This is a genomic window from Amycolatopsis rhizosphaerae, from assembly GCF_007713715.1.
GTDB classification, from domain to species: Bacteria; Actinomycetota; Actinomycetes; order Mycobacteriales; family Pseudonocardiaceae; genus Amycolatopsis_E; species Amycolatopsis_E rhizosphaerae.
On the sequence record NZ_VJWX01000138.1, the window covers coordinates 1 to 14,802 of the forward strand.

The 14,802-nt window shown below is 73.0% G+C and carries 12 protein-coding genes and 1 pseudogene; 8 read left to right on the forward strand and 5 right to left on the reverse strand.

Translation table 11 applies throughout. From position 1 onward, the window contains the following. Nucleotides 1–733 (reverse strand): DMT family transporter (locus tag FNH05_RS15775; RefSeq protein WP_186382568.1); only part of this gene is annotated, 733 nt, incomplete at its 3' end. A 119-nt stretch (nt 734–852) separates the two neighbouring features. Further along, entirely contained in the window at nt 853–1,224 is a 372-nt protein-coding gene (locus tag FNH05_RS15780; RefSeq protein ID WP_144588899.1) for a hypothetical protein, read from the reverse strand. Nucleotides 1,225–1,377: 153 nt separating this feature from the next. Here FNH05_RS15780 and FNH05_RS15785 point away from each other — a divergent pair, with 153 nt between their 5' ends. From FNH05_RS15785 to FNH05_RS15810, 6 genes are all read left to right on the forward strand, one after another. Then, a complete protein-coding gene (locus tag FNH05_RS15785) occupies nt 1,378–3,963 on the forward strand; it encodes an FtsX-like permease family protein (protein WP_144588884.1) in 2,586 nt (861 codons plus the stop codon). Beyond that, a complete protein-coding gene (locus FNH05_RS15790) occupies nt 3,956–4,657 on the forward strand; it encodes an ABC transporter ATP-binding protein (protein ID WP_246127765.1) in 702 nt (233 codons plus the stop codon). The genes FNH05_RS15785 and FNH05_RS15790 overlap by 8 nt, the downstream gene beginning before the upstream one ends. Continuing rightward, nucleotides 4,654–5,325 carry an ABC transporter ATP-binding protein gene (locus FNH05_RS15795; protein ID WP_144588885.1) on the forward strand — a complete coding sequence of 224 codons (672 nt, stop codon included), beginning with the start codon at nt 4,654–4,656 and terminating at the stop codon, nt 5,323–5,325. Before FNH05_RS15790 ends, FNH05_RS15795 begins: the two co-directional genes overlap by 4 nt. 34 nt (nt 5,326–5,359) lie before the next feature. Then, a complete protein-coding gene (locus tag FNH05_RS15800) occupies nt 5,360–6,439 on the forward strand; it encodes a GDSL-type esterase/lipase family protein (protein WP_186382569.1) in 1,080 nt (359 codons plus the stop codon). A 160-nt stretch (nt 6,440–6,599) separates the two neighbouring features. Then, a complete protein-coding gene (locus FNH05_RS15805) occupies nt 6,600–9,095 on the forward strand; it encodes a WD40 repeat domain-containing serine/threonine protein kinase (RefSeq protein ID WP_186382570.1) in 2,496 nt (831 codons plus the stop codon). Nucleotides 9,096–9,145: 50 nt separating this feature from the next. After that, nucleotides 9,146–9,643, forward strand: a complete 498-nt coding sequence (locus FNH05_RS15810; RefSeq protein ID WP_144588889.1) for a YqhA family protein — start codon at nt 9,146–9,148, stop codon at nt 9,641–9,643. A gap of 20 nt (nt 9,644–9,663) precedes the next feature. Here FNH05_RS15810 and FNH05_RS15815 read toward each other — a convergent pair whose 3' ends face one another. Genes FNH05_RS15815 through FNH05_RS15825 form a run of 3 tightly spaced genes read right to left on the reverse strand, consistent with a single transcriptional unit; the run spans nt 9,664 to nt 13,084 of the window. Beyond that, complete coding sequence (locus FNH05_RS15815; protein WP_186382571.1) at nt 9,664–11,460, reverse strand: HEAT repeat domain-containing protein; 1,797 nt, start codon at nt 11,458–11,460, stop codon at nt 9,664–9,666. 23 nt (nt 11,461–11,483) lie between these two features. Further along, nucleotides 11,484–11,942, reverse strand: coding sequence for an Lrp/AsnC family transcriptional regulator (locus FNH05_RS15820; protein ID WP_144588893.1), 459 nt, complete (start codon nt 11,940–11,942; stop codon nt 11,484–11,486). Beyond that, nucleotides 11,939–13,084, reverse strand: coding sequence for a M24 family metallopeptidase (locus FNH05_RS15825; RefSeq protein WP_144588895.1), 1,146 nt, complete (start codon nt 13,082–13,084; stop codon nt 11,939–11,941). Before FNH05_RS15825 ends, FNH05_RS15820 begins: the two co-directional genes overlap by 4 nt. 119 nt (nt 13,085–13,203) lie before the next feature. Here FNH05_RS15825 and FNH05_RS15830 point away from each other — a divergent pair, with 119 nt between their 5' ends. Beyond that, on the forward strand, nt 13,204–14,331 hold the full coding sequence (locus FNH05_RS15830) for a glycoside hydrolase family 3 N-terminal domain-containing protein (RefSeq protein ID WP_144588905.1): 1,128 nt from the start codon (nt 13,204–13,206) through the stop codon (nt 14,329–14,331). A 79-nt stretch (nt 14,332–14,410) separates the two neighbouring features. Then, nucleotides 14,411–14,802 (forward strand): annotated as a pseudogene (locus FNH05_RS15835) (hypothetical protein); the annotation flags it as partial.

Sequence of the window (14,802 nt, forward strand, 5' to 3'; positions counted from 1 at the left end):
GGTCCAGCGCGGTGATCACGGCGAGCGCGGGAGCGAGGAACCGGCCTTGCTGGAAGGTGTTCTGGCTCAGCAGGAAGCCCAGGGGCCCGACCAGGCACACCAGGTACAGCGTCCAGTTCCGGAATGGTTCGGCCAGATCGTCGCGGGCCTGGCCCGCCACCACCTTCATCAGGCCCGCGGTCACCCCGTAGAGGACACCGGTCGCCACCGCCAGGCCCAGCACCCGCACCGAGGCGGAGCGGCTCAGGGTGCAGACCACCAGTGCCACCACGGTCAGTGTGGCCAGCGCGATCGCCAGCGGCAGCGGGTGGGTGCCCGGCCGGATCGCCTCGGCGTTGCCGCTCGGGCGGGCGATCACCAGGAAGGCGGCCAGCCCCGCGGCACAGATCAGCGACCCGGCCACCATCACGGTGTCGGCCGGATGGCGTTCCAGGCGTGCCGAGAACACCGCGGCGAATATCAGCGAGGTGATCAGCAGCGGCTGCACGACCAGCAGCGGCGCGAACGCCAGTGCCACCAGTTGTAGTGCCAGCCCGGCCCCGGTGGCCACCATGCCGATCAGCCACAGCGGGCGGCGGGCCAGGCCGCGCAGCAGGCCGGGGTCGAGGATCCGGGTGACCTCGACCTCCTTGGTGGCGCGGGCCTGGGCGGCGCTGGCCAGCCCCATCGCCGCCGCCCCGGCCACCGCGGCCGGAACCGCCAGTACCAGCCAGGTTCCGGCCGACGACCCCATGTCTTCCTCCCCGTCCGGGGTGGCTTCGCGCCTCTTTCCGTGGCCGACCCTACCCACGCCACCGTCACCACTGCCGTCGCAAAACGCCGCCGGGAGGGGTTCGCCGGGGCCCTGGGCGGTCAGTGGGACGAGCGCCGCCGTACGGCCTGGTTGATCAGTTCGCCGCTGCGGTCGAGGCAGTCCGCGCAGATCACCGCGTCGCCCTCGGTGGTGTTCATGCGGCGCAGGGGTCGGTGGAAGCCGAAGAAGGTGCGTCGTTCCCGGCGGCCGCAGAACTCGCACGCCTTCTCCTGCGGATCGCTGGAGAACCGCAGCGCGCTGCCACCGAGGCTGCGGCGCGGTTGTCGGTCGCGGACCAGCAGCAGGCCGGCCTCCAGGCAGTCGGGGCAGATGGGCCCGTGCGGGCCGGGCGCCCGGTACTGGCCGGGGAGGGGACGGCGCCCGCAGAACCGGCACGGGGCCAGCCGGGCGTCGACGTGGTCGTTGGTCATCGTCACGTCCTACTCTCTGGCGGCCTGGCGGTCACGCAGACCGACCGGATTCCACCGCCGCGGTAAGGCAAACCTCCGGCGATTCGGCTACGAACAGCAACAATTTGGCGTGATTTCTTCGCGGAATCACACTTTTGGGGTAGTTTTCCGGCCATGTCCTTGTGGGGGGTCTCACTGCCGTGGCGCCGCGCGCCCCGTTCCGCGCTGTCCAGTCCGCTCACGGTGGTCGTGGCCGCCGCGACCGCGCTGCTCGCCTGTTTCCTGGCCGCGTCGGCCGTGCTCATCGCCTCCTCGGCCGGTGCCGCCGCGACCGACTACCAGAGCCGCCTCTCCTGCCTCGACGCCTACGGCCCGGTGTTCTCCCGGGCGGCCCTCACTCCGGAGACGGCCGCCGCGGTCACCGACACGGTTCGCCGCCAGGCGGCGGCGCACGGCTTCCCGCAGCCGGTCGCGTCGATGTTCGTCGGGATCCTCCCCCGCTCCTCCTTCGGGCCCGCGACCGGACGCAAGGTCATGCTCGGCTACCGCGACCAGGGGCTGGCACACCTGCGGCAACTGGCGGGCGGCGGCGCGGCGGGCCTGTGGGTCGGCGACGACCTCACCCGGTTCTCCCCGGTCAAGCCCGGTGATCCCGTCCAACTGCTGGGGAGGGACGTGGCCCCGGTGGCCGGGGTGTACCACGCGCTCAGCGTGCCCCCGCCGCGCTGGTGGTGCTCGCAGCAGAACAACGCCACCGTCTACGTCTACGCCGACGACCCGCTGAGCACGATCGTCTTCGCCAGTGACGAGAAGACCTATCGCGACACGCTCGCGGCGATGAAGGTCCGCGGCACCACGCTCCATGTCTCCTTCTACCTGGATCCGCCTCGCACCCCCGCGCAGGCGCGCGACTACCTCAACCGTTCCGCGGTCCTCATCGAGGCGGTCCGGGCCGATCTGGAACGGCAGGGCCTCGGCGACGTCGTGGCGATGACGCGCCCGTTCGAACGCTCCACGCAGATCGCCGAGCAGGCCGGGTCGAACGTGCTCGTGTCGATCCTGCCGCTGGCCGGAATCAGCGTCCTGGTCGGCCTCGGCGGGATCGTGACCGTGGCGCTGCAGTGGTACCAGCGGCGCTACCCGCAGGTCCGCCTGCTCGCGGCCCGCGGCACCGGGCCCTGGGCGCTGGGCGGGTTCGCGGTGGCGGAACTGGGCCTGCCGATCCTGGCAGGCGGACTGGCAGGCATCGCGCTGGCCCGCTTCTCCCTGCCGCTGTACGCCCCGCCCGCGCATCTGGACGCGAGCCCGCAGCTGGTGGCCGCGGGGATCGCCGGTGCGGTGCTGCTGATCGCGCTCGCGTTGCTGGCGGCGGTCGTCGCGCTGCGCGCCCACCGTGAGTTCCAGGTGGGCCGCGTTCCCGGCAAGGCCCGCCGGTGGCGGCTGCTCGCCGTGGTGCCGTGGGAGCTGGTCACCGCGGGCGTCGCCGTGCTGGGCTGGACCAGGTTGTCCGGGTACGGGGCGTCCTCGAGGCTGGGCAGCCCGCTACCCCAGATCGACCCGCTCGCACTGACCTACCCGGTTTTCGTCGTGCTCACGGCCGGGCTGCTGTCGGCGCGCGTCGCGTGGCTGCTGCTGCGCGCCTCGCACCGGCTGCGGGCATGGTCCAGACCTTCACTGCAGCTGGCGGTCCGGCGGCTGGCCGGGGCTCGCGCCCCGGTGACCGGGGTGCTGGTCATCGGGGTACTCGCGATCGGCACCCTGGCCGCGGGCAACGGAATCGCGGCCGGGCAGCGCGGCGCACTCGACAGCAAGTCCGGGGTGCTCGTCGGCGCCGTCACCCGGGTGGACGTGGAAACCAAGGTCGGCCTCGCCGGTGCGGCCGCCCTGCCGGAGAGCCTGCGGGGCACCGGCACGATCGTCGGCCAGACCAGCGGCACGGGCAGTCTCGTCCTCGTGGTGGACCCGGCCACCTTCACCGACGACGCCTACCTCGGCGCACTGCGCGACCGGGTCCGCGCTCTGCTGCCCGCCCTGCGGGCACCGGTACCGGGCGGGCTGCCGGTGCTCCGGATCGGGCACACCGCGTCCCAGTCGGCGGATCTGCCCGGCCTGCCCCCGGCGGTGACCGTGGCCGACCTCCCGTGGTTCCCCTTGCTGGGCAGCAGCCCCGGATACGTGGTGTCCCGCGACGCGCTCACCCCGGCCCAGCTCACCGCGCTGACCAACTGGACACTGTTGTCGACCGCCCCGGCCGACCAGGTTTCCGGCGCGCTGGCCGCCGCCGGGCTGAGCCAGTCCAACCGCGTCAGCCAGGACGGAGCCCTCGACGCGTTGCCGTTCTCCGTGGTGGAGTGGAGCTTCTCCTTCGTCAGCCTCCTGGGCGGGGTGCTCGGCGTGGTGGCGGTACTGGGGCTGCTGGTGGCCGTCGAGGTGCGGCGGCGGCAGAACGCGCTGGCCGGGGCGCTGGTGCTGCGCATGGGCATGGCCCCGCGCTCCCTGTTCGGCAGCCACCTCATCGAACTGGGTGCGCTGGCCGGGCTGGCCGGGCTGGCCGGGATCGGGTGCGGACTCACCGTCGCCACCCTCGCCGTGCCCGGTTTCGACCCGGTCCGGTGGCTGGCGCCGCGTCCGGCGCTGCCCGACCAGACCGGATTCGTGCTCGCCGTGGTGGCCACCGGGCTCGCGGTGGTGCTCCTGGCGGGCTGGCTCGCGGTGCGCTCGGTGCGCACCGCCCGGACCGCGGAGCTGCTGCGTGGCTGAACCGGCCGTGGACACCACGGTGGACACCGTCTTCGAACTGACCGGGATCGGGGTGGACTACAGCACACCCGCGGGGACCGTGCGCGGCCTGCAGGAGGTGACCCTCACCGTGCCGCGCTCCGGGATCACCGTGTTCGCCGGGCCGTCCGGTTCGGGCAAATCGACACTGCTGCGCGTGCTGGGGCTGTTCGAACGGCCCGCGCGCGGCACACTGCGCTTCGGCGGCACCGACACCGGCGTGCTGTCGCACGCCGCGCGACGCGCGTTGCGGCGCCGGCATCTCGGGCTGGTGTTCCAGAACCCGCCGGAGAACCTGCTGGACTTCCTGTCGGTCGCGGACAACCTGCGCGCGGCCGCCCAGTCGGCCCGCCGTCCGTGCGATCCCGAGGCGATCCTCGCCCGGCTCGGCCTCGACGGCACCGGCGACTGGCGGGTCTCCGCCCTGTCGGGCGGCCAGCAGCAGCGGCTGGCGTTCGGATGCGCACTGGCCCGCGGGTCGTCGGTGATCCTGGCCGACGAGCCGACCTCACAACTGGACGAGGCGTCGGCGGATCTGGTGATCCGGACGCTGCGTTCCCTGGCCGAAGAGGAGTTCGCGGTGCTCGTGGCCTCGCACGACGACCGCGTGATCGAACTGGGCAGCCGGGTGGCGCGGCTGCGCGACGGGCGCCTGGAAGGGATCGAACGACGATGAACGCCTCCGCTCCCGCCCTGCACGCGCTGGACCTGCGGCGCCGCTTCACTCACCCCAGCGGCGACGTGGAGGTGCTGCGAGGGCTGGAACTGTCGGTGCACGCCGGGGAACTGGTGACCGTCGCGGGACGGTCGGGTTCGGGCAAAAGCGCCCTGCTGGCCCTGCTGGGCGGTTTCGACTCGCCGGACTCGGGGCGGGTCCTGCTCGCCGGGCAGCCCCTCGGAGACGCCCCGCCGTGGCACACCTGCGCCGTGCTGCCCCAGGCGCTGGGCCTGGCCACCGAGCTGACCGTGACCGAGAACGTCGCGCTGCCGCTGCGGCTGAATCCCGGCGGTCCCCGGGCGGAAAGCGAAATCGACGCGCGGGTGAGGGAGTTGCTCGATGGGCTCGGCGTGGCGGCGCTCGCCGACCGTTACCCCGGGGAGGTGTCGTTCGGGCAGCAGCAGCGGGTCGCGCTGGCGCGCGCGGTGAGCGCACGCCCGAAGGTCCTGCTCACCGACGAACCGACCTCGCATCTGGACGGCGGCAGCATCCCGGCCGTGCTGCGGCTGCTGCGCCGCTGCGCCGACGAGGGCACCGCGGTGATCGTGGCGACCCACGACGAGGAGGTGCACGCGATCGCCGACCGGCGGGTGCGGCTGGCCGACGGCGTGCTGTCGGCGGTGTGATGGCGGTGCTCCCGGGCCCGTAGACTACGGCGTGATGCGTCGGTACCGGTGGTGGATCAGTGCGGGTGTGCTCCTCTTCGTGGCCGTGCTGGTCGGCATCTTCGTCTTCTCCGGTCCCGGCAACCCGCCCGCTCCCCCGCGGCGGCAGGGCCCGCCCGGCACCGGGCCCCTGACCATCGTGACCCTCGGCGACAGCACCCTTTCCGGTGAGGGCATCGGGAACTACACCCCCGACACCAACGGCACCAACGGCGACTGGTGTCACCGCTCACCCGAGGCCACGGTGTTCGAAACCGCTCTCCCCGGCATCGAGGCGAAGGTCAACCTCGCCTGCTCGGGCGCCCCGGCGGCGCAGGTGGCGCTGGGCGACGCACGGCAGTGGACCGAACCTTCCCAGGCCGGGCAACTGGCCCAGCTGGTGAAGAACCACCGTGTGGCGGCGGTCGTCGTCGCCATGGGCGCCAACGACGACCCGCACTTCTCCCAGCTGATCTCCCAGTGCTTCCAGTCCTGGCTGATGTCGGGCAACGGGCCGTGCAGCGGGCCGATCAGCGCCACCTGGGACGACCGCGTCAACGCGATGGTGCCGAAGGTCGTCAGCGCACTCGGCGACGTGAAGAAGGTGCTCGCCCAGGCCGGTTACCAGCCCGAGGACTACCAGCTGGTGCTGCAGTCCTACGCCGCACCGATCGGCCCCGATCTTCCCGCGGATCTACAGAGCCTCAACGGCTGTCCTTTTCGCACCGAGGATCTGCGGTGGGTGCGGGACGACGGGGTGCTGAAGCTGTCGGCCGGGCTGGCCAGAGCTGCGGCACGCGCCGGTGCCCGCTTCCTCGACCTGTCCCGGGCCGGGCGCGGCCACGAGGCCTGCAGCGGCGGGGCAGACCCGAGCACCGAATGGTTCAGCAGGCTGGTGTTGCGCCTCGGCGACCTCAACTACGCCGACCGGGCCTCGCACGCCTTGCAGGAATCCTTCCACCCCAACGCCAACGGCCACGCCCAGATCGGCCGCTGCCTCACCGAGTTCCTGGCCACCGAGCTGCCCTCGGCGGCCTGCCTGCCCGGCGCCGGCGGTGATCTGCACCCCGCCGCCACCCTCGCCGGCGTGCCCTGACCCGGAAATCCACAGTGGACGCTTCCGCCGTCCCGATGGTGGAACGAGCGACGATCATCGGCGGTGCGCAAACCGGGTGTCGGCGTTGAGTCCGGGAACGGGTTCCGGAATGATCAGCGGAATCCCCGCGTGAACCCCCCGTCCGACATTGGAGAACGTGGTGCCGTCGTCGTCCGCCTCGAACGTCCCGCCGACCGAGGCCGCGCCCGGTTTGACGCTGGCTGATGGTCGTTACCGGCTGCTCAGACCGTTGGGGCGCGGCGGTTACGGCCGGGTCTGGCTGGCTCAGGACCGCGTTCTGGGTGTCGAGGTGGCCGTCAAGGAGGTGGCCGTCCCGCCCGGGAGCACGGCCGCGGTGACCGCCGAGGTGATCGAGCGCGCCACATTGGAGGCCCGCCACGCCGCGCGGTTGCGGGACCACCCGAACATCGTCACGGTGCACGACGTGCTCGTCGAGCGCGGCACACCGTGGACGGTCATGCAGTACGTGCCCGGCCGGTCGCTGGCCGACGAGATCGAGTCGAACGGGCCGGTGCCCCTCCCGGTGGCCCGGCGGGTGGCGGTGGCGATGTTGTCGGCGCTGTCGGCGTGTCACGAAGCGGGGGTCATCCACCGGGATGTCAAGCCGCACAACATCATGCTGGCCGAGGACGGTACGCCGATGCTCACCGATTTCGGCATCGCCAAGGCCACCGGACAGGCGGGCATGACCGAGGAAGGCATGGTCGTCGGCTCGGTCGCCTACATCGCGCCCGAACGGGCCAAAGGGCAGGACGCGACGGCGGCCTCCGACCTGTTCTCGCTGGGGGTCACCCTTTACCACGCCGTGGAGGGGGCTTCGCCGTTCGACCGGGGGTCGGGAATGGCCACCCTGGCGGCGGTCCTGCTCGACGACCTGCCCGAACCCGTCAACGCCGGGCCGCTCACACCCCTCATCCAGGGTCTCACGGCCAAAGACCCCGACGTGCGGTGGACCGCCGGACAGGCCACCGCACTGCTGGACGGGCAACCCCCCACCGCGGCACCGACCGCGCCCCTGCCCGCCGACCGGGAGTCGCCCGGCGGGCACACCCCGACCAGACACGAGACCGCGATCCTCGAGCACACCACCAGCCCGCACCGGCCGACGGGACGGCACGCCGTCGTGGCCGTGACAGCGCTGGCCGCCGTATTCGTCGCGCTCCTCATCGGCGGCCTCATCCGCTTCGTCAGGGGTGACGGGGTCGCCGTCTTGCACACCCTCGGACTCGGCTTCCAGGGCGGGATCGCCCTCGACGCCGTGCTCGTCGGCGCGTTGTTCGCCGCCACCACTCGGCTCATCCCGACGCGCGCGGGCCGGATCGTCGGCGCCGCCGCGTTCCTGCTCGGCGCCACCGCCACCGCCCTCACGCTGCTCGCCGCCCTGGCCGCCTTCGGGGAAGTCAAGCGGGTGCCGGGCAGGAACGTCCGGTTCGTCATCGGCAGCAAACAGGACGTGCCTGTCCTGCTCCTCACCCTGCTGGTCGTCGCGGTCCTCCTCTCGGCGGGCCGGGTCTGGGCGGCCAGGAGGGCGCGGCGCCGACCCGGGCCGCGCCACCCGGGGCGTCCCACCGTCGTCGCCGTCGACGCCGTGGCGTTGGCCGGGGCTCTGCTGGCCTGGGCGCTGTGGCCCGCACCGCTGGCCCCAGCGCCGCCGTCGATCGCCCAGCTCGGTGTGCTGACCGGTCCCGTGACGACTTACTACGTGGAGAAGGTCACCTTCAGCGCGGACGGCCGCAGCCTGGCCACCGTCTACGACGACCAGACCGTGCAGGTGTGGGATGTGGCCGCACGACGGCCGGTCGGCCAGCTCCTCGGACCGTTCGGGCGCTACAGCTGGGGTGCCGACGCGGCGCTCGGCGCGGACGGCCGCACCCTGACCACGACGAAGGTCGAGAACGGGGACTGCGTCGTGCAGTCGTGGGACGCGGCCACCGGCCACCAGACCGGCCGGCTCGACGTCGACCTGACCATCGACGGCAAGTGGCGCGGCCCCATCCAGAAGGCGGCCCTCAGCGCGGAGGGCCGCGTCCTGGCCGTCACGCCCGAGCAACGCGAGTCCGCGAACTCCTCCACTTACCCCAGCGTGCAGTTGTGGGATGTGACCGGCGGCAGGCATATCGGCTCGGCTGGTCTCACCTCGGACGAGGGCCCGGACGTCAAGCTCAGCCCGGACGGCCGCATCGTCGTCACCCTCGCGGCCGACCCGGTCGAGGGCACCCACCTGACGCTGTGGGACGTGGCCGGCCAGCAGCGGATGGGCGACATGATCACCCTGCCCGCCGGTGAGGAGCTGAAAGATTACGCGTTCAGCCCGGACGGCCGGTTGCTCGTGACCGCGAGTTCGTCGGATTCCGACACGACGACGGTACGGCTGTGGGACGTCTCCAGCCACAACCAGGCACGCCAGCCCATCACCATCCCCTGGACCATCGCCACGGTGGCGCTCAGCCCGGACGGTCACACCCTGGCCGCGGTGGGAGGCGCTCTGGGGCTGTGGAACACCGACACCGGCAGGCAAATCGGCGGCGGCACGCCCGGCACCGGCGCCGCGCTGGCGTTCAGCCCGGACGGCCGCACCCTGGCCGCCAGGGGCGACCATGGCACGCTGCGGCTGTTGAGCGTCCCCAGCAGTTGACCGCCGCACGCCGCCGTGCGGGGAGCGGGCGGTGGCGTCATGATGCTGCGGTGCCGAAGACCAGCGACCCCAGGGGCAGGGAGTTCGTCCACGCCTGGCTCGCCCGGATCCGCTGGCTCATGCTGGTGCCCAGTGCGGTGCTGATCCTCACCAGCGTCGCCACGATCATCTGGGCCACCGCCAAGGCGGGCAAGTTCGTCACCGAGGCGCTGCGCGGCGCCGCGGACACGGCGCTGCTGGCCGATCTGCTCGGTGCCATCGACACCTACCTGATCGCCACGGTGCTGCTGGTGCTCGGCTTCGGCCTGTACGAGGTGTTCTCCAGCCCCCAGACCGACACGACGGACCAGAGCGAACTCATCCGCACCGGGGTGCTGACCAAGCTGGAGATCAAGGTCGCCAACGTGCTGGTGCTGGTGCTGGCCGTGCGCTTCGCCCAGGAACTGCTCACCGGCGCCCCCGGGCGGGAGCTGCTGTGGACCGCCGGATCGATCGGCATCATCGCCGTCTCGCTGGTGCTGTTCATCCGCTTCGCGAGCGACCGGTAGCTCTCACCCGCGCAGTTCCTTCAGGGGCAACCCCGGGAGACCCCTTCGATCTTCCGGACCGCGTGGCGGGCGAGGAGGGCGAAGTCGCCGTCGCCGCCGTCGTCGCACAGGCGGAGCGCGGGCAGCGCGGGCCGGGCCGCCGCCCCCATGGACCCGAGGTAGTCCAGCACGAGCAGAGGGGCCTGGCGAATCTGTTCGACCAGGACGGGCAGGGCGCCGTCCGCGTTGCCGGTGATCTTCCACAGCGCGTGGGCGGCGGCAGCCCGCACCGTGCCCGCCACCGCCGCGGTGTCCCGTAGCCGTCGCAGGACGGGAACGGCGGGCTGGGCCGCGTGCGGCAGTGCGGCGATCCACTCGCAGGCCGTGATGTCGCGGCGCGGATCGTCCGGGTGTGGGGTGTGGTCCGGCTCGTGTCGCCGCGTCAGGGCGTCCAGCTCGCTGCGTACGACGTCGTGGTCCTTGGGGTGGGAGAGCGCCAGGATGTGACGCATGCGCGCGAGCCTGCCCTCCAGGCTCTGCTCGTCGGCCGCCCGAGCGCGCCAGTCGCGCAGGAACCCGGCGGCCTCGCGCGCCGCGGCGTGATCGTCGGATTCGGGGTTCCCGGCGGCTTCGATCCGGGCGTTCAGCCGCTCCAGCGCGATGGCGACCGGCAAGGCGATCGGGTCCCCGCTCGCGTGCCAGCCGCGGACCTGGGTCAGCAACGCGGCGAGCTCGGCGGCCGGAGTGTCTTGGTCCACGACCCGCGCCCCGATGGCGGGCCACAACTCCTCGGCGAAGTTTCCCGCGTAGCGCAGCACACGGCAGTCGAGGGTGCCCTGCCGCATCCTCTCCCGCAGGTGCGGCAGGCACCGGGGGTCCTTGCGCCGGAGCAGCGAGATCAATGCCCGGGCGGACAGGTCCGGGTCGTCCAGCACGCCCAGCAGGGCGTCGGCGTAGCCGTCGTGGGCGTAGAGGTGGTGGGTGCGAATGGCTGCCCGCCGCACCTCGGAGTCGGGGTGCCCGAGTAAGTCCGCGACGGCCGCCGCGTGATCCGCGTAGCAACCGTCCTTCTCGAACAGCCGGTCCGCCGCCTCGATCAGCACTGGCGCGGCCGAGGGGTCGAGCCGCCCGTCCCACAGCCGCGGCAGCATGCGCGACAGCCAGCGGCTGCGCACGTCGGGGGTGTCCGCCAGCCAGCCGTCGACCCGGTCCACGGTGTTGCGCGGCGACGGTTCGCCGTTCCACCGCGGGTCGCCCCAGGCCAGTTCCGCCAGTGCCGCACCGGCCTGTTCGTCGGCACACAGGGTGAGCGCTTCGACCACCTCGTCGTCGGTGACCGGGAACGGAGGCAGGGCCAGGCCGAGGGCGGCCCCCAGCGCCTCGGCCGGGCCGCCCTCCCGCATACGGCGCCGCAGGTGGTCGCTCACCCGGGGGTCGTTCGCGTACCGGCCCGAAGCCAGCAGCAGCCCGAGCCGGACCGGCGCGTCCGGGTCCCTCTCGCTGCGCTGGAGCAGCGTCGGCACCACAGCGTCGGGCTGCGCGTCCGCGTAGGCCAGCACCACGGCCATGATCCGGCGCACCGCCAGGTCCGGGTGGCTGAGCCGCTCCAGCAGCGCGGACAGCCCCTTGTCGATCACATTGGCCAGCCGCTGCCCCCACTCGCCGCCGCTCAGGAAGTCGACCTCCACGTCGTCGGACACCCCCAGGTCGGCTTCCAGTGCCTCAAGCGCCGCACTGCTGCGGTCTCCCGGAGCGTCGAGGTCGAAGTCGAAGTCCCGGTAGACCATCGAATGCCCGTCGAACCAGACGGTGTTCTGATCGATTTCCCCCACGGGCATCCCTCCGCTTGCTCCTGGTGAGGCTAAAGGGTCGGCGGCCGCCCTTCGAACGGCGTCGACAGCACCACTGTGGTGCGGGTGGACACCTTGGCCGCCTCCCGGATCCGGCGCAGCAGATCCTCCAGTCCGCGCGGCGAGGGCACCCGCACCAGCAGGATGTAGGACTCGTCCCCGGCGACCGAATAACAGGACTCGATCTCGGTGATGTGCTCCAGCCGCTGCGGATAGTCGTCCGGCGCCGCCGGATCGTTCGGCGTGAGCGAGATCAGCGCGGTCAGCGGCAGCCCGATCAGCTCGCCATCGAGCTGCGCGGCGTAACCGCGGATCACGCCGCGCTGCTCCAGCCTGCGCACCCGCTGATGCACGGCCGACACCGACAGTCCCACCCGCTCGGCCAGATCGGTGAAGCTGCACCGGCCGTCGGAGGCCAGTTCCCGCGCGATCGCCTGGTCCAGGGGCTCCAGCCCGCCCGCGGCCGTCATGCGTCGAGCACGACGAGCTCGTGCGGCCGGGTGTTGAGCGATTCGGCGCCGTCCTCGGTGACCACCACGATGTCCTCGATCCGGGCACCCCACCGGCCCGGCAGGTAGATCCCCGGCTCGACGCTGAACGCCATGCCCGGCTCCAGCGGCAACGCGTTGCCCGCCACGATGTAGGGGTCCTCGTGCACGTCCAGCCCGATCCCGTGGCCCGTGCGGTGGATGAAGAACTCGCCGAAACCCGCCGCCGTGATCAGGTCGCGGGCCGCGGCGTCGACCGCCTCCGCGGTGACCCCCGGCCGCACGGCCTCCACCGCCGCCCGCTGCGCCCGCCGCAGCACCTCGTAGGTCTCGGCGACATCGCCGTCCCTCGGCTCACCGACGGCGTAGGTGCGGGTCGAGTCGGAGTTGTAGCCCTCCGCGACCGGGCCCCCGATGTCGATCACCACCACATCCCCGCGCTCGATGACCCGCCCGGACACGTCGTGGTGCGGGCTCGCGCCGTTGGGGCCCGAACCCACGATGACGAAGTCCGCCCGCGTATGCCCCTCGGCCAGGATCGCGGCCTCGATGTCGGCGGCCACCTCGGCCTCGGTCCGGCCCGGACGCAGCCACTCGCCCATCCTCGCGTGCACCCGGTCGATCGCCGCCCCGGCCCGGCGCAGCGCCTCGACCTCAGCGGCGTCCTTGCGCATCCGCAGCTCCCGCACGACCGGCCCGGCCAGGGTCTGCTCCGCGGCGCCCAGTGCCGCACGGAACGCCAGCACGTGCAGCGCGGCGGTGTTGTCGCTCACCGCGACGCGCCCCGGCTTCTCCAGGCGCGCGGCCACCATCTGGTACGGGTCCTCACCGTCGACCCACGTCACGATCTCGATGCCGAGCTCACCGGCGGGCACGTGCGCGTAGCCCGGGGCCTCCAGCTTCGGCACCACCAGTGCGGGCGAACCCTCACCCGCGGGCACTACGAGCGTGGTCAGTCGTTCGAACGACCCGCCGGACTCGCCGAGCAGGTACCGCAGATCCGATCCCGGCGCGATCAGCAGGGCGTCGGTCTCGGCGCCTGCCGCGGCCTTCCGTGCCCGGTCCAGCCGGGCACGCAGGGTGGCGGGATCAGGGGACGGGTGCTGTGGTGATCGGCTCGACATGCCCTGAGCGTATCGGGAGTGCCCTGGTGACGCCCCGCCACCGCCGCACCGGACCGGCGGGCGGCGGTGTCCGCGGCTACGCTGGCCGTGCCCGCGCCCGGCACGACCACAGGGAGCCGATGAAGCACCGCACCGCCACCGCGACCGCCGCGCTCCTCGCGACCGCACTGCTCACCGGCTGCCGTTCCCCGGCCGCGGTTTCCCAGCCCCCGGCGCCTTCCACTTCGCCTTCGCCTTCGCCCTCCCCCGCGGCGGACCCGTGCGACGCGGCGATCGGGCAGATGACCCCGCGGCAGCGGCTGGCCCAACTGGTCGTCCTCGGCGTCGCCTCGACCGATCCCGCCGCGGCCGCGAACCTCGTCCGTGACGAGCAGGTCGGCGGCATCTTCATCGGCGGAAACGCCACCAGCCTGCTCACCCACGACGCGCTGACCCCCGTGCACGCCGCAGCCCGCTGGGGCCTGTCGGTGGCGGTGGACGAGGAAGGCGGCCGTGTCCAGCGCATCGGCCGGCTCGACGGCTCGCTGCCCAGCGCCCGCACGATGGCCCGCACCATGACCGTCGAACAGGTCCGCGCCGCGGGCGCCACCCGCGGGCGTGAACTGCGGGCCCGCGGGGTCACGGTGGATTTCGCCCCCGACGCCGACGTCAGCGCCGAACCCGATGACGGCCCGATCGGCGACCGGTCCTTCAGCGCCGACCCCGCCAGGGCGCGCGCCTACGCACTCGCGTTCGCCACCGGCCTGCGGGAAGGCGGCGTGACACCGGTGCTCAAGCACTTCCCAGGACACGGCCACGCCAGCGGCGACTCCCACGACGGCACGGTGCGCACACCGCCACTGGATTCCTTGCGGCACAACGATCTCGTGCCGTATGAGAGGATCGCCGACTACGGCCCGGCGGGGGTGATGGTCGGGCACCTCACCGTTCCCGGGCTCACCGCGGGCCTGCCCGCCTCACTGTCCCCGGAGGCCTACCGGCTGCTGCGCACCGGCTACGGCTTCACCGGTCCGGTGATCACCGACGATCTGGGCGCGATGGCCGCGGTCACCGACCTGTACCGGCTGCCGGACGCGGTCGTGCACGCCCTGGCGGCCGGTGCCGACCAGGCACTGTGGTCCGGCGGCGGCGACCTCGCCCCCGTCCTCGACCGCCTCGAACGCGCCACGGCCGACGGCGAACTCCCCGCCACGCGGGTGCACGAGGCACTCGACCGCGTGCTGACCGCCAAAGGCACCTGCCACTGACCCTGGTCCCGGTACGCTCTGAAGCGGCCCGGGCGCGCCCGTTTCCCTCGCGCGCGCCCGGAGAACTGGGGAGGTTCCGATGCCCGCTTTCCGCGAGTTGCTCCGCCCGGCCGAACACCGCCCGCGACGCTCTTCGGCACTGACCACCGCGGTCATCGCGCTCCTGCTGCCCACCCTCGCGATCGGCGCGTACCTGGCGGGCGCGTCCGGCCCCGGGATCACCGGTCTCCAGCTCGCCGGGACCGGCGCGCCGCGGCCATTGCCGCCCGGGACCGCCGCCGCGGTGTGGTGGCACCTCGTCCTCGTCCTCGGCTGCGGCGCGGGTGGCCTGCTCGGCACGACCGCGGCGATCTGGACCGCCTGGACACCGCGCGCCCAGACCGTCGCCCGCTTCGCCCGGTTTTCGGCCCTGATCACCCTCTTCGCCGCGCTGGCCGCCGACGTCCTGACGCTGGTCGCCGTCCCCAATCC